Source organism: Membranihabitans marinus (genome assembly GCF_019802045.1).
Taxonomy (GTDB): Bacteria; Bacteroidota; Bacteroidia; order Chitinophagales; family Saprospiraceae; genus Membranihabitans; species Membranihabitans marinus_A.
This window is the reverse complement of the sequence record NZ_JAHVHU010000009.1, coordinates 166,147-184,907: the sequence shown is the minus strand read 5'-3', so window position 1 is coordinate 184,907 and position 18,761 is coordinate 166,147. Positions and strand designations below refer to the sequence as shown.

Annotated in this window: 15 protein-coding genes; 10 read left to right on the top strand and 5 right to left on the bottom strand. The window is 44.1% G+C overall.

Features of this window, described 5'->3' with window-relative positions; genetic code table 11:
• Positions 1–604: 604 nt before the first annotated feature.
• The 3 genes from KUV50_RS10830 to KUV50_RS10820 are packed head-to-tail and all read left to right on the top strand — an operon-like array spanning position 605 to position 1,979.
• Complete coding sequence (locus KUV50_RS10830; RefSeq protein WP_222580162.1) at positions 605–1,087, top strand: OsmC family protein; 483 nt, start codon at positions 605–607, stop codon at positions 1,085–1,087.
• 56 nt (positions 1,088–1,143) lie between these two features.
• Complete coding sequence (locus KUV50_RS10825) at positions 1,144–1,614, top strand: SRPBCC domain-containing protein (RefSeq protein WP_222580161.1); 471 nt, start codon at positions 1,144–1,146, stop codon at positions 1,612–1,614.
• Positions 1,611–1,979: a DUF2200 domain-containing protein gene (locus KUV50_RS10820; protein WP_222580160.1), complete on the top strand. Its 369-nt coding sequence runs from the start codon at positions 1,611–1,613 to the stop codon at positions 1,977–1,979. Before KUV50_RS10825 ends, KUV50_RS10820 begins: the two co-directional genes overlap by 4 nt.
• A gap of 142 nt (positions 1,980–2,121) precedes the next feature.
• Here the strand turns inward: KUV50_RS10820 and KUV50_RS10815 are convergent, their stop codons facing one another.
• Together KUV50_RS10815 and KUV50_RS10810 are read right to left on the bottom strand one after the other, a co-directional pair.
• Positions 2,122–2,847: a LytR/AlgR family response regulator transcription factor gene (locus KUV50_RS10815; protein ID WP_222580159.1), complete on the bottom strand. Its 726-nt coding sequence runs from the start codon at positions 2,845–2,847 to the stop codon at positions 2,122–2,124.
• Positions 2,848–2,904: 57 nt separating this feature from the next.
• Positions 2,905–3,957 (bottom strand): sensor histidine kinase, encoded by a 1,053-nt coding sequence (locus KUV50_RS10810; RefSeq protein ID WP_222580158.1) that lies wholly within the window; start codon positions 3,955–3,957, stop codon positions 2,905–2,907.
• 287 nt (positions 3,958–4,244) lie between these two features.
• On the opposite strand from KUV50_RS10810, the gene KUV50_RS10805 reads away from it, so the two are divergent.
• From KUV50_RS10805 to KUV50_RS10785, 5 genes are all read left to right on the top strand, one after another.
• Positions 4,245–4,646 carry a Spy/CpxP family protein refolding chaperone gene (locus KUV50_RS10805; protein WP_222580157.1) on the top strand — a complete coding sequence of 134 codons (402 nt, stop codon included), beginning with the start codon at positions 4,245–4,247 and terminating at the stop codon, positions 4,644–4,646.
• 98 nt (positions 4,647–4,744) lie between these two features.
• Entirely contained in the window at positions 4,745–7,552 is a 2,808-nt protein-coding gene (locus KUV50_RS10800; RefSeq protein WP_222580156.1) for a TonB-dependent receptor, read from the top strand.
• 150 nt (positions 7,553–7,702) lie between these two features.
• Entirely contained in the window at positions 7,703–9,166 is a 1,464-nt protein-coding gene (locus KUV50_RS10795; RefSeq protein ID WP_222580155.1) for a sulfatase, read from the top strand.
• A 197-nt stretch (positions 9,167–9,363) separates the two neighbouring features.
• Positions 9,364–10,872 carry a sulfatase-like hydrolase/transferase gene (locus tag KUV50_RS10790; RefSeq protein WP_222580154.1) on the top strand — a complete coding sequence of 503 codons (1,509 nt, stop codon included), beginning with the start codon at positions 9,364–9,366 and terminating at the stop codon, positions 10,870–10,872.
• Between the two features lie 213 nt (positions 10,873–11,085).
• Positions 11,086–11,613 (top strand): YceI family protein, encoded by a 528-nt coding sequence (locus KUV50_RS10785; protein WP_222580153.1) that lies wholly within the window; start codon positions 11,086–11,088, stop codon positions 11,611–11,613.
• A gap of 313 nt (positions 11,614–11,926) precedes the next feature.
• On the opposite strand, the gene KUV50_RS10780 is transcribed toward KUV50_RS10785, so the two are convergent.
• The 3 genes from KUV50_RS10780 to KUV50_RS10770 all read right to left on the bottom strand — a co-directional run bounded on the left by KUV50_RS10780 (position 11,927) and on the right by KUV50_RS10770 (position 15,263).
• Positions 11,927–12,577, bottom strand: coding sequence for a hypothetical protein (locus KUV50_RS10780; protein ID WP_222580152.1), 651 nt, complete (start codon positions 12,575–12,577; stop codon positions 11,927–11,929).
• A gap of 204 nt (positions 12,578–12,781) precedes the next feature.
• Positions 12,782–14,524 carry a helix-turn-helix domain-containing protein gene (locus KUV50_RS10775; protein WP_222580248.1) on the bottom strand — a complete coding sequence of 581 codons (1,743 nt, stop codon included), beginning with the start codon at positions 14,522–14,524 and terminating at the stop codon, positions 12,782–12,784.
• A 172-nt stretch (positions 14,525–14,696) separates the two neighbouring features.
• The gene (locus tag KUV50_RS10770; RefSeq protein ID WP_222580151.1) at positions 14,697–15,263 is read right to left on the bottom strand and encodes a class I SAM-dependent methyltransferase; all 567 of its coding nucleotides are present in this window, start codon (positions 15,261–15,263) and stop codon (positions 14,697–14,699) included.
• Between the two features lie 849 nt (positions 15,264–16,112).
• Between KUV50_RS10770 and KUV50_RS10765 the strand changes: the two genes are divergently transcribed.
• Together KUV50_RS10765 and KUV50_RS10760 are read left to right on the top strand one after the other, a co-directional pair.
• A complete protein-coding gene (locus tag KUV50_RS10765) occupies positions 16,113–16,724 on the top strand; it encodes a DUF4386 domain-containing protein (RefSeq protein ID WP_222580150.1) in 612 nt (203 codons plus the stop codon).
• Between the two features lie 161 nt (positions 16,725–16,885).
• On the top strand, positions 16,886–18,595 hold the full coding sequence (locus tag KUV50_RS10760; protein WP_222580149.1) for a serine hydrolase: 1,710 nt from the start codon (positions 16,886–16,888) through the stop codon (positions 18,593–18,595).
• The last annotated feature ends 166 nt before the right edge of the window (positions 18,596–18,761 follow it).

Below are 18,761 nucleotides of genomic sequence, written 5' to 3'. Positions count from 1 at the left end.
AGCTTGACCCTGCTTAGCGCAAATAAAAGTACTATTTGAGCTTGATTCAATAGATCTCAGCGAGGTCAAAACTAGGTTAGCAGATGGTTTTTGCAGTATTCATCGACTTCGGAGAAGTCTCAATGTCTAAGGATACATTACGACCTCTGAGCGATCGGATTAGGTTCTGAATAGCTTAATTTTGTTAGTTCTATTTTAATTATGAAACACCACTAGTGCTAATCCTCTGTAATGGGACAACTTTTCTTCCTGGCTCATGATCAGGATAACTGACGACGCCTTATGACGCATTATCCCCTTTAAAAAATACACCACCGATCCTGCGAATGCAAAAAAGAGGTGGTAACTCGTTATAAATTTATTATCTTGAAGCGGTTAGAATGAAGCCATTCGTATGGATGCACTGTGGGCAGGTAAAAAAACATACATGTACCTCATACTGGTCAGTAACTTCGTTGAATGAAGGGCGATTAGTACAGAAGACAAAATGACTCAGCCTTCTGAATTTGTAATTTTTTACCGTTCCCACACTCCGATAGGCTTAACGACTTACCTGGGAACAGTCAATCGCATGAAATAATCACATGATAAAGCCAATGTCACGATGAAGATACACAAATACAAAGCCACCATAAGATGGACCGGAAACGAAGGCCAGGGGACGGTAAGCTCGGATGCTTACAACAAAAACCACGACATCAGCGTCGATGGAAAATATGAGGTGATCCGGGGCTCGTCCGATCCCGCCTTTTACGGCGACAAATCCAGATACAACCCCGAAGATCTTTTGTTGTCGGCCATTTCGGCCTGCCACATGTTGTGCTATTTGCATTTGTGCACCGTCCACCATATTGTAGTCACGGCATACACCGACCATGCCACAGGCATTATGGAAGAAGACGCAAACGGTGGTGGGCGGTTCACGAAGGTAACCATCTATCCAAGGGTTATTATTTCAGATCAAAATAATATCGACAAAGCCAACGCACTGCATGAAGAAGCGCACAAACAATGCTTTATTGCCAATTCGTGTAATTTTGAAATTAACCACCGCCCTGATACACGGATCGAGGCGCCTTCGGGTTGAAGTCATTGTAAGCTCAGAATCTTGCTAAACATGATTTTCACACAAAAACAAATAAGATGAAACTGATCGCTCAAGCTATGATTCAAATTCAAAAACCAATTGAAGAAGTTTTTGAAGGCATTGTTAATCCGGATAAAATGACTGGTTACTTTATTTCTGAAAGTAGCGGACGGCTTGAAACCGGTCGTGAAATCACCTGGAAATTTCCGGAATTTAAAGACACCTATCCACTCAAAGACATTACGGTCGAACCACCCCACTTCATATCCTATGTCTGGGATCCGGAAACCGTAGTGACCATGACCCTGGAAGAACAACCTGACAAGAGCACCGTCATCAAGGTAGTTGAAAACGGCAAAAGCCTCAGCGAAAAAAACCTTCAATGGCTGGTAGGCAACACCGGTGGATGGGCCAATTTTCTAGCCAGTATGAAAGCCTACCTGGAATATGACGTTTCCCTGCGAAAAGGAGCCTTTGATTTTATGAAAAAAGATGAAATCGATTCACCTGATCACACCACACCATGAAAACCACACCCGAACACAACCGCCGGATGGCTGAAATGACTTTTGCCTCGGTGTATCCGCATTACATCACCAAGGTGGAACGCAAAGGACGTACGCAAGCAGAGCTCCATCAGGTCATCGAATGGTTAACGGGATTCACGTCGCAAGACATTGAAAATCTCATCGACGAAAAGGTCACCTTCAAAGTCTTTTTTCAAAAAGCCCGCTTAAATCCCAATGCACACCTGATCAAGGGGGTCATCTGTGGTTATCGAATCGAAGATATTGACAACCCGCTGACCCAAAAGGTACGATACCTGGATAAGTTGGTGGATGAATTGGCGAAGGGGCGTAAAATGGAGAAAATACTGCGAAGTGCTTCGTAACCCGGTTTATTCACCACGTCAATGTGCTATGATACATAATATGCAGTGCATCAATTGCTTAAATTTTAAAATTGGGCATATTTCATAGCCCAATTTTGGGTGACGTTTGATTTTGCGGGCTAACCTGGCTGTTCCGATTATTTCAAAAAAGCGCTTCGATCACTGCTTTTCTGTAACTCGAGCCAATCGGAAGTTTTTGGTTGCCAACTTGGACCTGATTACCATCGAGCGCAGACACCTTCGCTTTGGATACGATATAGGACTTGTGAATACGAATAAATTGATCGGCAGGCAGCTCCTCTTCCAGACTTTTCAGAGACCCCAACGACAAGGTGCGTCCTTCGGGTGTATGATAAGCCACATATTCCTTCATACTCTCGATGTACTGGATGTCTCTAAAGAAAATCCGGTACACCTTAAAATCTGATTTCACAAGCAGATAATCCTTGGACTCCTGCTTTTCCGCCGGTCCATCACCCGCAAGATTCACCGCGGCCCCGACCTTCGGCTTCAATATATGCATCGCCTTATGGACCGCCTGAACAAACCGCTCAAACCGAAATGGTTTTAACAAATAATCAACCACATCTAGTTCATAACCTTCCAGGGCGTACTCCTTGTAGGCGGTGGTGAAAATCACCAAAGGCCGTGTCGTCATCGTTTTGAGAAACTCCACGCCCGTCAGTTCCGGCATTTGGATATCGAGAAACATCAGATCCACCTGGTGTTCCTGCATCACCTCAATGGCAGAAAGGGGATTGGCACATTTTCCAACCAGGTGCAGGTTCGGAAGCCGGTTGATGTAGTTCTCGATGAGTCGTCGTGCCGGCTCTTCATCGTCGACGACGAGACAGTTAATTTTACTCATATCAACTCTAATTGACTTAGCATATACGTTGAATTACTGATCAGATGTCTTCCACGACTATACTTCATTTCTGCTTATCTTTAACCGAAGAAAGACTTCAAACTGATTCTCCAGATGACGGATGTCCAGTTGATGCTTCCCCCCGGGGTACAACAAATCCAACCGCTTTCGGATATTCTCCAGACCGACGCCTCCGACTTTATCTTTTGTGTATTCATGCTGCGGCATGCTATTGACCACGCGAAAAGTCACCTCTTCTTCGTCCACCTGGAGTTCTATATCAATAAACGCATCTTCCGAGCTTTCGATCTTGCTGTGTTTAAAAGCGTTCTCCACAAAGGGGATAAATAACAGCGGCGGAACATTTACCCCTGCCACTGATTCCGGCAGATCGAGACGGATATTTCGCCTGTTCGGATCTGAAAGGTTTTTTAGGTGGACATAGTTTTTGATATAGTTAATTTCATGTTCCAGGGGAACCACCTTCGCATTGGAATCATAAACCATATAACGCAGTATCTCTGACAGCTGGATCACACTTTCCGGGGTTTGTGGCGAGCGATCGACGGCCAGGCTGTAGATATTATTGAGTGCATTGAACAAAAAGTGAGGGTTGACCTGTGACTTTAAAAACTTGAGTTCCGTGGCGAGGTTTTCCTTTTCCTTTTTATTTATAAACCATGAAATCTCTACGAGCGTACTGCCCAAAAATGCAAATATAAACGGGATCATCCGGTTGAGCCAACGCACGCCGATAAACATATTTCGCATGCTTCCTCCACGTCGAAATCCCGAACTGCTCCGTCGCTGGTAAGTAAACCAATCCGACCAGGGAAGTCCGTCACTATGAATCAGCAGCGCCGTCAGTATTATCAGTGCGAGACCAGCCAGTACGAACACTCCATGCCGCTTCTTAAAATAAAACTGGGGCACCAAATACCGTATGTTTACCGAGACCACCAGGATGATTCCGACCAAACTGGCCGAACCACGACGGGCAAAAGATTGTGGAGATTCGAGGCCGTTCGTCAAAAAGAAAGAGACCAATATCCACGAGCCACCCCACATCAGGATCTGCCACAGGATCTTATTTTGTTCATATCGCAACATGGCTTAAATGTCAACAAAATTTTGCGGAAATAGAAAAAGACTCAACGTGCATCGCTTTGGTCTCTATAAACCAGGCTATGGTCTCTATAACCTCCCTACACATCACGACATCGCCGGTCATTGAGAAAGGCCACCTCTTTGTGGAGGCCTGCCCTCGATTGGTTGAATTAATTTTAGTGAGCATCCAGGCGGAGTTACATTTACAATAACATAATCAGGAATTATGAAATACAAACTCTACAGAATATTCACAGAATACATTTTTTTAATTCAAAACACACCTTATCATGAAACCATTTATTAAATCAATCACACTCACCGTTTTTGCCCTGTTCGTTGGCATCACCACCTATGCTCAGCGTGGAGAAGGACCAACCACACCCGAGGAAATGGCAGACAAACAAACCGAACGAATGGCAAAGCACCTCGAATTAACCGAGGAGCAGAAAAAGGAAGTCCGTGCCATCAACCTCGATTATGCGCAAAAAATGATGGAAATCCGGAAGGAAACCAAAGAGGACCGCAGCGCCGCCCGGGCTTCTATGAAATCGATGAATCAGGAAAAAAGCGAAGCGCTTAAAAAGGTTTTGAGCGAGGAACAACTCGAAAAACTGGAAAAGGCAGACTCACGAGAAAATCAATCCAAGCGCGGAAACAGGGGAAAAGGCCGACGTGGCAATCGTGGTTAATGAATCACGGCTAATGAAAGATGCAGCTCACACTTTTCAGGATAATCGGGTGATCTGGCATCCATCCCGATTATCCATCTTCTATACATCCAAATCAAATGAAAACATTTCTTTTTCTTCTTCTCTTTTTATCCGCCTTCGCCGCGGTTGGTCAAAACGGCACACTACGTGGCTTGATCAGCGATGAAAATCAGGAGCCGTTGGTAGCAGCCAACGTGGTCGTGGTCCACACCAACACCGCTAAAGTCCATACGGCCACCACAGACATTGATGGCGGGTTCCGGATGGACGATCTACCGAAAGGGGCATACTTGGTCGAAGTCACCTATGTCGGCTTCCAAAAATTAGTCCGACAGATCGAGGTGGACGCAGCAAGTGTTGACCTGGGAATCCTCCGAATGAAACCGGGTGTAGAACTGGATGAACTAACCATAGAAGGTGAAGTGGTGCCCGTGCAGCTGCGGGGGGATACTTCCGTGTATGACGCTGCTGCTTATAAGACTCTGCCCGATGCCAATGCGGAAGACCTGATCGCAAAAATGCCAACAGTGGTATTACAGGACGGAAAGGTTCAGACACAGGGCGAAGACGTGAAAAAAGTGCTGGTGGACGGGAAACCTTTTTTCGGGAATGATCCGACTGCTGCGCTGAGAAACCTGCCCTCTGAGGTGATCGATAAGATCGAAATTTTTGATCAACAAAGCGAGCAGGCTAATTTTACGGGTTTTGAAGATGGAGAAACCTCCAAGACCATCAATATCGTAACCAAAGCCAGTATGCGGAATGGTCAGTTTGGCAAGATTCAGGGCGGCTATGGGTACGAGGACAAATATCAAGCTGGCGGCAACTTAAACATTTTCAATGGGGATCAGCGGATTTCACTGATCGGTATGTCCAATAACGTGAATCAGCAAAATTTCAGTACAGAAGATCTCCTGGGGGTAGTGGGTAGTTCCGGGAACAGCCGGGGCGGTCGAGGTGGAAGAGGCTCTGGCGGGGGTCCTGGAGGAGGTGGTAGAGGCCGAGGAGGTTCTGGCAGCTCGACCAGCGATTTTATGGTGGGGCAGCAAGGTGGAATCACCAATACGACAGCGGCCGGGATCAATTTTTCAGATCAATGGGGCGACAAAACAGAAGTGACGGCCAGTTATTTTTTTAACAAAGGGGATAACACGACCAAACAACTCCTTTCTCAGCAGTTTTTCGGAGAACAAGGCAACAATGAGATGTATTCGGAGGATAATCTGTCCCAAAGCACCAATTACAACCATCGGTTTTCCGCTAAAGTGGACTACACCATCAATGAAAATAATTCGCTCAACTGGAGACCCGGAATTTCACTTCAGACCAACAAAGGCATTCAGTCTGTATTTGGTCAAACCATGCAGGCCCAGGATCTGCTGAGTCAGTCGGACTATGATTTTACGGCAGATTTGTCAGCTTTAAATTTTAATAATGACCTGACCTGGAAACACAAGTTCAACAAACCACGACGAACTTTTTCCGTGCGGATCAATTCGGGTTATGCGCCCCGGAAAGGAAGCAGTTATCTCTATTCCGAAAACATCTTTCAGGATAATATAGGCATTCCATCGATCCTGGATCAGTACGCTTCGTTGGACAATTCCTCATGGAACGCGTCCGCTAATCTGCAGTTCACAGAACCGATCGGCGAGAAAGCTATGTTGATGATGAATTATCGCAGCAGCTATCAGCAGGAAGAAAGTCATAAAGAAACCTATGATATGGATGAAGGTTCGGAAGAATACGACTTGTTCAATCCTGATCTGAGCAATGTGTTTTCCAATGACTATGTTACCCAATCCCTGGGTACTGGATACAACTACCGGTCGGGGGACTTCTCTATGATGTCGAGAGCCGGTCTTCAATACGCCAATCTGTTGAATGAACAGCGAGTGCCGATGGTCAATACCTACGAAAACAGTTACTGGAATGTATTGCCAATGGCTATGCTTAGGTACAAGTTTTCCAGATCTGAAAACCTACGGTTGATGTACCGGACCAGTACGCAGTTGCCTTCCATAGATCAGCTCCAGAATGTACTGAACAATAGTAATCCGCTTCAATTGACTGTAGGAAATCCGGATCTGAATCAATCCTACAACCATAGTCTCTTTGCCCGATATACGAAGACCAATACCGAAAAATCCTCTGTATTTTTTGCCATGGTAGGTGGTAGTCTGACCAATGATTACATAGCCAACAGCACCTTTCTGGCGGCTGATCAGCACCCGATCCTGGATCAGTATGATGTGGAAAAAGGCGCCCAGCTCACACTGCCTGTCAACTTAGACGGCCAGTGGAATATTCGGTCATTTTTGACCTATGGGTTTCCCTTGCGTCCTTTACAGTCCAATCTCAACATTGATCTGACCGGAGGATTTATTCGTTCGCCCGGATTGGTCAACGAAGAGCTGAATTATTCCGACAACACAAATGTCGGCATAGGTCTTACTCTGGGTAGCAATTTTAGCGAACGGGTGGATTTTACACTGTCCAGCCGGAGCAACTTCAACACGGTTCAAAACACCTTGCAAGAGGCTTTGAGCACGGACTATTTTAACCAAAGCACCCGGTTAAAATTTGACTGGGTACTGGGCAATGGAATTGTTTTTCGTACAGATGCGACCCACCAATTTTATAGCGGACTGGATGACAGCTTTGATCAAAATTATCTGTTGTGGAACATGAGTATTGGCAAAAAGCTCTTTAAGAATGACCGCGGAGAGATTAGTTTGGGTGTATTTGATTTGCTCAATCAAAATAACAGCCTGACCCGCCAGGTCACGGAAACTTTCATTGAAGATGTGCAGACCAATGTTTTGCAACAGTATTTAATGCTGAGTTTCAAGATGGATATCCGCCATTTTAAGGTCGGCTTATAAACATGAACAGGATAATACTGATCTACAGCGCGTTTATTCTTCCGGTCATTAACCCGGTTTGTTTAAGAACTTAGTTTTGCCTGCTTTCTCTTCTATGCTAAATCAATGATAGCAAACGTATGATTCTCATTTTTTTCTATCTTAGGTGGTATGATCAAAACCCTTCCATTTATAACTGGTCTTTTATTTTGCATCATCGTAATGTCTTGTCCGGCCACATCGGACCATCCTTCTTTACAAAATAAACGTCCCAATATCATACTGATGATGTCAGACGATCAGGGATGGGGCGATGTAGGATATCTCGGTCACCCCCACCTGAGGACCCCGCATCTGGATCAAATGGCTGCAGAAGGGGTCCGATTCAACCGGTTTTATGCCGCTTCGGCGGTTTGTTCTCCCACCAGAGGCAGCGTGCTGACGGGACGGCATCCCCTGCGCTACGGGATTTGCTACGCCAATTGCGGCCACCTTCTACCCGAAGAAATTACATTGGCGGAAATGGTCCAAGACATAGGATACCGAACCGGACACTTCGGAAAATGGCATCTGGGAACGTTGACCAGAACTGTTCGCGACGCCAACCGCGGCGGACGCCCCGAGCATTATAAGCATTATGCACCACCCTGGGAACATGGGTTTGATGTGTGTTTTTCTACGGAGTCCAAGGTTCCCACCTGGGATCCCATGATTACACCAGACCGATTGGCAGGGGATGTGAGCGCGGGCTTGGAGCAAGGCGCATACTTTGGCACGGCCTACTGGACCCGGCAAGGAGCGGATGGCCCGGGCGAAAAAGTGACAGTGAATCTCCTGGGAGATGATAGCCGGGTGATTATGGACCGGGTGCTGCCATTTATTGCCCAATCTGTGAAAGAAAATGTTCCGTTTTTAAGTGTAGTTTGGTTTCACACCCCCCATTTACCGGTTCTTACGGGTAAAGGGTACCGCGCAATGTACAGTAAATTCTCAGACGACCAGCAGCATTATTATGGTACAATAACCGCCATGGACGAACAGATTGGTCGGTTGCGTATGCACCTAAAGAAGCTGGGCATAGCAGATAATACGTTGCTCTTTTTCACCAGCGACAATGGTCCGGAGGGGCAGAAAGTCGAAGGCAGGAAACAAGGCATCACGAATGGACTTCGCGGACGAAAACGAAGCCTGCATGAAGGGGGGATCCGCGTTCCTGGTTTGATGGTCTGGCCCGGGCACATAGCCGGTGGGCAGGTCATCGATGTGCCGTGTTACACGTCGGATTACTTCCCCACCATCGCTGCACTGCTTGACATTAATACTACAGAATATCAAAGACCCTACGACGGGATTGACTTGCAGAAAGTCCTCAGCAACCCGGAAATGACCCGCCACCTCCCTTTTCGAATAGAAAATCAAGCCGCTTTGATCGGGAACAGGTACAAAATATACAGCAAGGACGACGGTCATTCATTTGAAATGTATGATTTGGTGAACGATTTCAGCGAAACCTCGGATGTAGCGAGTAAACACCCGGCAGAGTTTCAGGCCTTGAAAGCCCAATGGCAAACCTGGAAAACTTCGCAGGAAAAAAGTGCTCAGGGCCTTGATTATCCGACGATCGGCGATCAGTAATAAAGAGCGCTGAAATATCCTTCCATAGGTCGAGCATTCATCAATACCGCCGCTCGAAGCGTATATGTTCAGCTTCTATGCAGATAATATTTCCATGAGACTACATCCTGCCCGAGTATGAGGGAACAAACTGATTACATTCGGATAAATTCCATCCAAAAATTTATTAATTTACACCTCACCGTAACACCAACCTTATGAAATCCACCTTCATCCTGCCTTGGTTCGTCCTTCTATGGGCAGCATTTGGATGCCAGTCTACCGCTGACGATTCCATGGAACCTACAAAACCCAATATTCTCTTTTTGTTTGCCGATGACCTCAGTTATGAAACCATCGGAGCACTCGGTTATGAGAAGGTGCACACACCTCATCTGGACCGATTGGTGAACATGGGGACTACATTTACACATACGTACAATATGGGCGGTTGGAATGGTGCGATCTGCGTGGCTTCCCGATCCATGTTAATCTCCGGTAGATACCTGTGGGAGGCTCAGGAAATGGCAAATCGGTGGGGACAGGGTGACTCCACCGCGCTTGAACAAACCTGGGGTCGTCTGATGGCACAGGCAGGCTACGACACGTATATGTCGGGGAAGTGGCATGTCAGAGCCCCTTCCTCACATGTTTTTGATACCGTGCGTCACGAACGGCCGGGCATGCCACCGGATGCCTGGGGCAAAGGCGGAGGAGGCAAAGGTGTATCGGATGCCATCAAAAATGGTGGGGACGTGGCAGCTGCTATGCCAGTGGGCTACAATTACCCCAGGTCCCGAGAGGATAAAAGTTGGGATCCCACGGATACTACCTTTGGTGGATTTTGGTCCGGGGGTCAGCACTGGAGCGAGGTGGTGCGGGACGATGGCATGAATTTTATTCATCAGGCCGCAGAGAAAGAAAATCCATTTTTTATGTATCTGGCATTCAATGCGGCGCACGACCCGCGGCAGGCTCCGCAAGAATTTCTGGATCAATACCCTGTAAACGATATCCCGGTTCCCGAGAATTATTTGGAAGTTTATCCCGATTATGACAAAATCGGTCTCGGGCCCGGTTTACGAGATGAAGCACTGGCTCCATTCCCAAGGACCGAGTATGCGGTCCAAAAACACCGCCAGGAATATTTTGCGCTCATAACCCACATGGACGAACAGATCGGTCAAATCCTGGATGCCCTGGAATCGTCGGGTCAAATGGAGAACACCTACATCGTTTTCACGGGGGATCATGGATTGTCTGTCGGCCACCATGGACTGCTGGGTAAGCAGAGCATGTACGACCACAGCATGCGCGTTCCTTTTATCGTCACCGGACCGGGTGTTCCGCCCGGCGAACAGCGTGATCAGGCGATTTATCTTCAGGATGTCATGCCCACCTCCCTGGAATGGGCCGATGTGAAAATACCGGACTACGTCGATTTTCATAGTATTACCCGATTACTTCAGGAACCGGAAGCCGATAGTCCCTATCCTGAGGTGTACGGTGCTTATATGAACATCCACCGCATGGTGGTGTCCGGTGACTACAAATTAATCGTCTACCCTACGATCAATACGGTAAAATTGTACAACCTCGCAGAGGACCCGCAGGAAATACACAACCTGGCTGATTTGCCGGAATACGGTAAAAAGGTGGAAGAGATGAAGGGGAAGCTACACCAATTAATGGAAGATATGGATGACCCCCTGGATGCTTCATTGTGATTTTCTGGGGTGTAGCGGTTTGAGCGCCGAACATGACGGGAGGCTACCGCCCCACACCTGGAGAGGCTTATATCAAAAATCAATATCTAGGGGGACTATACCCGGTTTCACCAGGTCATCACCGCACTTCTTAACATAGATCAATGTACAGGTGTAACTGGGGTCTTATCTTTGCTATCAACAATTAATAACCAAGTAAAATTTAAAGACAAAATGGAAACAGCAGTCAAGACAATCTGGAAAATCGATCCTACGCACTCAGAAATCAATTTCAAAGTGAAGCACATGATGATTTCAACCGTAACGGGCAGCTTCGAAACGTATGAGGGTGTGATCGAATCTGAAGATGATACCTTTAAAGGAGCTGAGGTTAAATTCAGTGCAGAAATAGATTCCATCAACACAAGAAATAAAGACCGGGATGCACACTTGAAGTCCGATGATTTTTTCAATGCTGAAAAGCACCCCCAGCTGACCTTTGTTTCCAAATCATTTGATGGAAGCACTTTAGTCGGCGATTTAACCATCCGAGATGTCACGAAAGAGGTTACTTTGGATGTTGATTTTAACGGAATTGTTCAAGACCCTTATGGTCAAACCAAAGCGGGTTTTGAAGCCGAGACATCCATCAGTCGGAAAGAATTCAACCTTCGATGGAATGATGTCACCGAAGCAGGTAGCATCGTAGTGAGCGACAAAGTGAAAATTATTGCCAACGTTCAGTTTGTGAAGCAAGCGTAAGTTGTCGTGGTGATCTCACCACCAAATAACTCATCATAATCAGAAATCCTGAATACACATTGCATTTCGTGTATTCAGGATTTTTTTATATCACACTACTCATCACCACAATGCAATGGGAAATTATCAAAGGAAGGTGAAAAAAGGTCAGGAGCTGCCCACACTCACCAACCACCCGGCAAGCTTCCTCACCTGGGACCAGTTCCCTCCCTATGCTATAAAGACATGGTGATGGGCGGACAAGTCATTAATTGCTTTGTGCTTATAGTCTGACAACCCAGGCATTGAGATTTCTGAGAGGTCAGAACATCGCTTAAAAATTCAGCCCCAAGTAAATCTGTGGCTCAAAAAGAAAGTAGTTTCTCCATTTATCGTCCAGCTGCTTAAAGCCATCGGGCGCATTGTTATCAAACATCCAATACATACAATTAATCTGTGGTTCTATAAAAAATCGTCTCTTCTTACCAAATGCGATATGGTAGCCCAGATGATACGAAGTATAAAGTTTAATATCATTTCCAGTTTTATTACCGTCCAGATCCTTATAGGTTTGAAATTGCGGTAGAACTTCCACAGTTGCAAATAATCCTTTCCATAGCATACGTTGGTAAGTTACGCCTATTCCTATTTCTCGCACATATCCTGGATAGAATTCACTTTCTGACTCTAACTTATCCAATAAACCATCCCACCATGTAATACCCATGGGTTGAAACAACCGCCAGGAGGCAAACTTCAGTCCTATGATGTTCTTATTATCCAGGTTGCGTTTTATATGAAGCTCTAAATGCTGTGTACTTGTTCGATCATCCCAGGAATCCACGATAAGTCCTTCAGGAACAAAATAAGGTAAACTTACCCTGTATTTATGGGCAACTTCAGTTTCCTTACCCTCTGGTAAGTTCATTTGAGCAAAAGCACTAAGTGTGCAAAAAAACAAAAAAAATGTAATCAAACTTTTCATAGTAATACTATTTTATTTTTAAAAATTCCGATTTTCACAAAGCACTTCCCCTATCGTTAGATCATTTAGTAAAGCGAAAAAGGAGACACCATCTGATGATTATTTGCTCTGCCTTATCGATTTGACAATGTAAAGATGGAGTAGAAAGGAACGTGGATCGTCCTGAAATGAAGTTTCGTACTTAATCGTGAGATCTGGGACTTTTTAAATTTGATTAGACCTTAACCAGGCTTTCGGTGTCATCCCTTCAGTTTTTTTAAAGAAGGCATTGAATACCGATTTAGAATTAAAGCCGCTTTCATAGGCTAGCCCTAGAAGGGTCAGGTGGCTGTTGGCAGGATTTAGGGCATTCTCTTTGAAGTTCTCCAAACGCAAACTATTAATGTATTCATTGAAGTTTTGGCCAATTCGTTCATTCAGCAACCAGGAAAGCTTGTTACTGTTAATATTCACTTTTTCGGCTAGCTCGCGTAAGGATAAAGAGGGGTTTTGAAACCACTTTTCTTCCTTCATTCCTTTTTCAATAATTTCTATAGCCATTTCGATTTCAACCGCTGACATTAAGGTTTTGGGCGGAACCACTCGTATTTGTTGTTTGGAATCAGTTGGTAACAACTCTTTTCGGAAAGCAGCTTGCAGTAAATCCTGGAATCTCTGATACCGGTATAAAGGTTTAAGCAGTGGAATATTCATAAAGTTTATGATTTGACCGGTACGTAATTTGATATTTGCTTCCAAAAAGTCCAGTGCCATTTCGTGTTTGTCCAAATGGACCAGCAAAAAAAGTTGCCAGGGAAAAAGCGATCCTCCAGAATCTTCTTTTATCATTAAGCTAACCCTGCTGATATCCAGGTCGACCTTATCTTCAGGATGGACCAATTTATACAATACTCTGCATTCTTCTGGTCTCTCGGCCAAAGGGGTTTGATTCAAGAAGTCATTTAGTGTTTCGTAATCTTTCGAAAGGATTAAGCAAAGTTGTTTTAAGGCGATGGGATGAGTAAAACCTGGATTAATGCTCAGGGAGGCCTCTATGCATTCCAGAGCTTTCGAGTAGTCCTCGTTTAAATAATGAATATTTGCTTTGGTGAAGTAATGATTTGGAGATAAAGGGTTTATTTTTAAGATATTATCCGTATGCCAGAGCGCCTTTTCGAAATAACCTACTGCTGTATACAATTCGCATAAACCTTCTTCGGCTTCCGTATAGGCTGGATTAAGTTCTATTGCTTTTTGAAAATATTTATGCCCTTTGATGAAATCCCAATGGCCCCAAAAGGACAATGTCGCTTTACTAAAATACCCTATATAGGATTGTTTGTTCAGATTAAAACCTTTGCTGAGATTCTCTTCTGACAACTGCAATAAGCTTTTATTATTACCCCAGGATCCGGCCATGGCGTAACAATACGCCAGACCAAAGTAAGGCAAAGCAAATGAGGGGTCTATTGCTACACATTGTTCATAGCGTTCTATGGCATTTGCGATTCCGGGTCCATCCCACATTAAATGGTGGTAACGCCCTTTAAGATAAAGTTTGTAGGCCTCTATGTTTTGCGTAGGTGCTTCAATTAGGTGATCCTGAATATCGAGGTGGCCAAAATTTTCCCGGATCTGGTCAGCAATGCGCAAACTTATTTCATCTTGTAATGCAAATATGTCTTCCAAATCCCGATCGAAACTCTTTGACCAGAAGTGATTGCCGTCATTTGTACTGACTAACTGCGCTGTAATGCGAACCCTGTTTTTGGCTTTCCGGACGCTCCCTTCCAAGACCGTACTTACCCCCAACTGATCACCGATGGTTCGCACGTCTATATTTTTATTTTTAAACGCAAAAGAGGATGTCCGGGCAATGACCTTCAAGCCCTTCACGGTGGTTAGGGCGTTGATTATTTCTTCCGTGATGCCATCACTGAAGTATTCGTTCTCAGGGTCGGCACTCATATTAACAAAAGGGAGAACAGCAATGGATTTATCTGATGGTGATATGTGTACGTGGTTGTTCATTTTTTAAAATACTCCATCAGGGCTTCTATGAACTGACATTGAACTTTCAATTATTCTTCTTTTAATTGGGCATAACGATTTATCATGTGCCTTGTAAAGCTTAGTGTTTTCATTTTTGAAATACTATCATTCTGTAGTCTGTTTCAGTTTGATGTCCGCTGTCTCTGTCTTCAAACGTGTATGCAAATTTTTTCTCCGTCATTCGTAAAAGTTCTTTTTCAAAGTCAACTGCTTTATTAAGAGTATGGACTTTGTCGCCTGTGTCCTGTATGCATACGACTACAAGACTTCCTTTTTTGATATCTGAAACAATTCTTTTTATTAGTCCAATTTCATTTTCCTTGTGATTCTTAGAGAAATGAAACATACTGTCTAAGAGAACAATATCGAATTCGTCAAATCGGTCGAATGAATAAATGTCTCCGACTTGTCCGTCCAAATTCAAATTTTCAATTTCACCGATTTCGTTCATTTGTTCGATACCAACTTTTGAGATGTCAATACCTGTTACAGAATATCCAAGTCGAGCCAAAGCAATTGCATCTCTGCCTTGTCCACAACCTAAGTCAACCACTCTACCTTTTTTAGGGTAATTGGACATAAATTCAATCAACTCGGGATAAGGTTGACCGAATATGTTTTCTGTCTGATAGTATTTGTCGTAGGTTACTGTCATTTCGTTATTTCACATAAGCACTACTTCCGTATAACAACATTGCTGTTATACCTACTATGGCTGTAAGTTACAAATCATCCCACGGATTAGGAAGACTTTATAACTTTTTCATGCTATATAAAACGATAGATTGCCCTTGGGTTATCTCCGGATAAAGTGAATTTTTGAGAATATACTTTTTTCGTTAAAATCAAATGAAAATCAGTGGTATTACGCTTTAGACTATTGTAGACGAGTTTTACATGGCATAGATTTTAAAACAATAATAAAAGTCCGGCGGAAGGTAAAAACTTTTAAAACAAGGCACTAGTGCTCTGTTTCATAAAACATTATAAATAACAATACCTCATATATCTCTAAATGACTCTGAGTTCAATCTAATTAGACCCTGAGTGGGTCGGAATTGGTTTTCCAACTCACATCTAACCTAATCTGACCCTGACTGGGTCAGAATTCTTTCAGGTAAAAGACCTCCGAGAGGTCGGATTAGATTCTGAGTCACATAATTTTATTCGTTACATTTTAATTATAAAAATTTATGAAACGCAACACTAGTTACATAAGCAACCTCATGCTTCTTTTTCTGTTAATTACCTATTTACATATAAACAAGACAAGTTGATACGAGTGAGCAAAAAACACTTTGATCAAGCCAAGAATACGCTATTCTAATATGACCATTGAAATAATGGGATATCCTTTGAGGTCGCTCCCATATTCTCCCTACATATATCTTTCCATTAGTGCGGAATCTCACCAATGAGTTCGGATCATCATTTCAGGACGCACAGGCTTTGGAATCACTTCATATTTGTGTCTTCATTTATTTACTATCTAAAAATTACAATTATGAATCAAAGAAAATTAACCCGCATTGCCGGAGCGAGCTACCTGATCATCTTCTTTGCGGCGATCTTTGCCAATTTTTTTGTTCTGGAATCTTTAAAAAAGGACCCATTGCACACCATCCAGCAAAACGGAATGATGGTCCGGTTTGGGATACTGGCCTTTCTGGTGACGGTGGTATTTGATGTGGTCGTGGCATGGGCCCTGTATGAGCTTTTCCCCAAACACCCGTTATCCCTTTTGAGTACTTTATTCAGAATGATGCACGCAGCCATTATGGGAGCGGCCATATATGCCTTACCGATCGTGCTCAACTCCACTACGAAAGAAGAAATCCTTATTCAGGTCAATAATTTCAACATTATCTGGCTGATTGGCTTGTTCTTTTTTGGCATCCATTTGATCCTCCTTGGAAAGATCATCAGAAGGCCTGGAGTAATTGCCCTCTTCCTCATTATCGCAGGTGCCATGTATATGGCCGATACCGCTGCCCATTTTTTACTCCCGGATTATGAAGCCTATAGTCCTGTGTTTCTGGCCCTGGTGGCTGTCCCCAGCATCGTAGGTGAAATGTCATTGGCTATCTGGCTGTTGATCAGAGGTGAAAATATTTAAAAAAAGATATCTTATCTTTAAGGAATGGCAGGTCTCCAGGATCGATCTGACAAAATTATTAAACGGATAGAAAAAGGAAAGTATTAAGGGGTTTATGAATCAACTTTTTGAAAGTAATATTTAAAAACCACAACAACGAAAATCAAATTTTACCCCCCCCCATGAAAATATTTGCTTTATTTCTAGCCCTTGCGTTGCTGAATAATTCCTGTGATCCAGAGCCGGTTGCGTGGAATGGTCCAAAGTTAACAGAACCACGTGATCAGCTGACCATTGAACATTTGTTTGGTCACGAAGAACTCCCATTAATCGATATGAGTTTTTTTGCAAGACCCGAATGGGCACAAACCACAGCTACTAGGTTCTCCGGTGCTATTTCTTTCAAGGATACTGAAATGATTTATCCTCTGGACCGAGTTTACTATCCCGGTGAGAACACCTTTCCTGGTATTACTTTGGACTTTATCAGCCATAGCGGGGAGTTGATTCCTGTCAAAAAAGAAATTCTGGTTAACAGCCTTCACACCAAAGACGCGTGGAATGTAATTGTCGGCACCGGAAGGGTATGGCATGAAGCAGAGGACGGTGATTGGTCCCGGGCATCTTTTCCCCTTTCCTTAACCGACAGTTACATAGGCCAGGTTAGAAATTGTGTGGCTACGTTTCTCTACAATCAGGAATCCATCAGCAATGTTTGCCTGCAATGCAGTCAGGAGACAGCTGACTATAACGATCATCAGGTAGGTAATATCCGCGCACTATTGCCGGTAGAATATCATCCCGGTACATACAGCGACTCCGCTTCGGTCATCGAACAACGAGAACATCTCCTGTCGAACAGGCTTCCGGTATATGATTTATCCACCATTGACAGAGATCATGAAATAGCCTCTTATTTTCAAAAAAAGTTATACACCAGAGCTCCTACAAGTCTGGGAGCTGTAGTGATGGATGAAGCCATTTATTTACAGCCTCCTACTACGCGTCACGGATTGTATCCTTATCCAAATGAAATGCGTCATGGGGTCTATTCGGTGAGTAAAAGTATGGCCGGAGCACTTGCCATGTTTTATTTTGCAGAACGGTATGACGCGGATATTTTTGATGCATTGATCTCTGATTATGTCCCGCCACTGTCCGGTCTCCCGGAATGGCAGGGAGTAACATTTTCGCATACGCTGAATATGGTTACGGGTACAGAAGGGGGCGAAGATGCCGGCCGCCTGTATGAAGTTATCGTCAAAGCACGTTCAGCGAATGAAGCTATACATAATATTGCAAAGCTTGGTAACACCTCAGCTCAGCCCGGGCAGAATTTTAATTATGCCTCTACCAATTTCTTCGTGCTGTCTTATGCTCTACAAAACTATGTAAAGCAGAAAGAGGGCGACGATATTATATACTGGGATCTGGTTCACGAAAACGTGTTAGTTCCATTAGGAGCAGATGACTTTTATTTACTGCGCACTGTAGAATCAGAAGGTCCGGGCATCCCGCTGTTGGCCTATGGTGCATACCCAACGCTAGATCATGCGGCAAAAATAGCATTGTTGATTTCAAATGAAGGGCAGTACAAAGGGCAACAAATACTCAACAAGGAAAAATGCCGTGAAGCACTTGGCCGCACGTCCTGGTCAGGCTACAGTACTGGAAATGATTTCAGGGGCAGCCAATACCGGCATTCCTTTTGGGCGACTCCTGTCGCGGTGAATGGGTGTGACGTTGATGTATCTTATATGTTGGGCTATGGTGGAAACTATGTATGGTTTTTGCCAAGCAAAGTAATCGCTATCCGGTTTATGGATGAATATGATCTGGATTTTAAGGGTCTTATCAGAAGCCTGGAGAAAATCAAATCTTCCTGTCCTTAAAACACACAAGTTTAATTGTGTGGATTAAATATTTATTTATAGGATATCCACATATTAAACCGGCTTCCACCTGAAAATCCACCCTATATAGACTTTGACCTGACACTTCGGGCACTGGTAAAACAAGTAAAGTTACACCCAACAAGTTATACTAGTGCTCTGTTTC

Coding starts and splice junctions, on each gene's coding strand:
- KUV50_RS10830 (WP_222580162.1), top strand. CDS start 605: ATGAAGATACACAAATACAAAGCCACCATAAGATGGACCGGAAACGAA.
- KUV50_RS10825 (WP_222580161.1), top strand. CDS start 1,144: ATGAAACTGATCGCTCAAGCTATGATTCAAATTCAAAAACCAATTGAA.
- KUV50_RS10820 (WP_222580160.1), top strand. CDS start 1,611: ATGAAAACCACACCCGAACACAACCGCCGGATGGCTGAAATGACTTTT.
- KUV50_RS10815 (WP_222580159.1), bottom strand. CDS start 2,847: ATGAGTAAAATTAACTGTCTCGTCGTCGACGATGAAGAGCCGGCACGA.
- KUV50_RS10810 (WP_222580158.1), bottom strand. CDS start 3,957: ATGTTGCGATATGAACAAAATAAGATCCTGTGGCAGATCCTGATGTGG.
- KUV50_RS10805 (WP_222580157.1), top strand. CDS start 4,245: ATGAAACCATTTATTAAATCAATCACACTCACCGTTTTTGCCCTGTTC.
- KUV50_RS10800 (WP_222580156.1), top strand. CDS start 4,745: ATGAAAACATTTCTTTTTCTTCTTCTCTTTTTATCCGCCTTCGCCGCG.
- KUV50_RS10795 (WP_222580155.1), top strand. CDS start 7,703: ATGATCAAAACCCTTCCATTTATAACTGGTCTTTTATTTTGCATCATC.
- KUV50_RS10790 (WP_222580154.1), top strand. CDS start 9,364: ATGAAATCCACCTTCATCCTGCCTTGGTTCGTCCTTCTATGGGCAGCA.
- KUV50_RS10785 (WP_222580153.1), top strand. CDS start 11,086: ATGGAAACAGCAGTCAAGACAATCTGGAAAATCGATCCTACGCACTCA.
- KUV50_RS10780 (WP_222580152.1), bottom strand. CDS start 12,577: ATGAAAAGTTTGATTACATTTTTTTTGTTTTTTTGCACACTTAGTGCT.
- KUV50_RS10775 (WP_222580248.1), bottom strand. CDS start 14,524: ATGAGTGCCGACCCTGAGAACGAATACTTCAGTGATGGCATCACGGAA.
- KUV50_RS10770 (WP_222580151.1), bottom strand. CDS start 15,263: ATGACAGTAACCTACGACAAATACTATCAGACAGAAAACATATTCGGT.
- KUV50_RS10765 (WP_222580150.1), top strand. CDS start 16,113: ATGAATCAAAGAAAATTAACCCGCATTGCCGGAGCGAGCTACCTGATC.
- KUV50_RS10760 (WP_222580149.1), top strand. CDS start 16,886: ATGAAAATATTTGCTTTATTTCTAGCCCTTGCGTTGCTGAATAATTCC.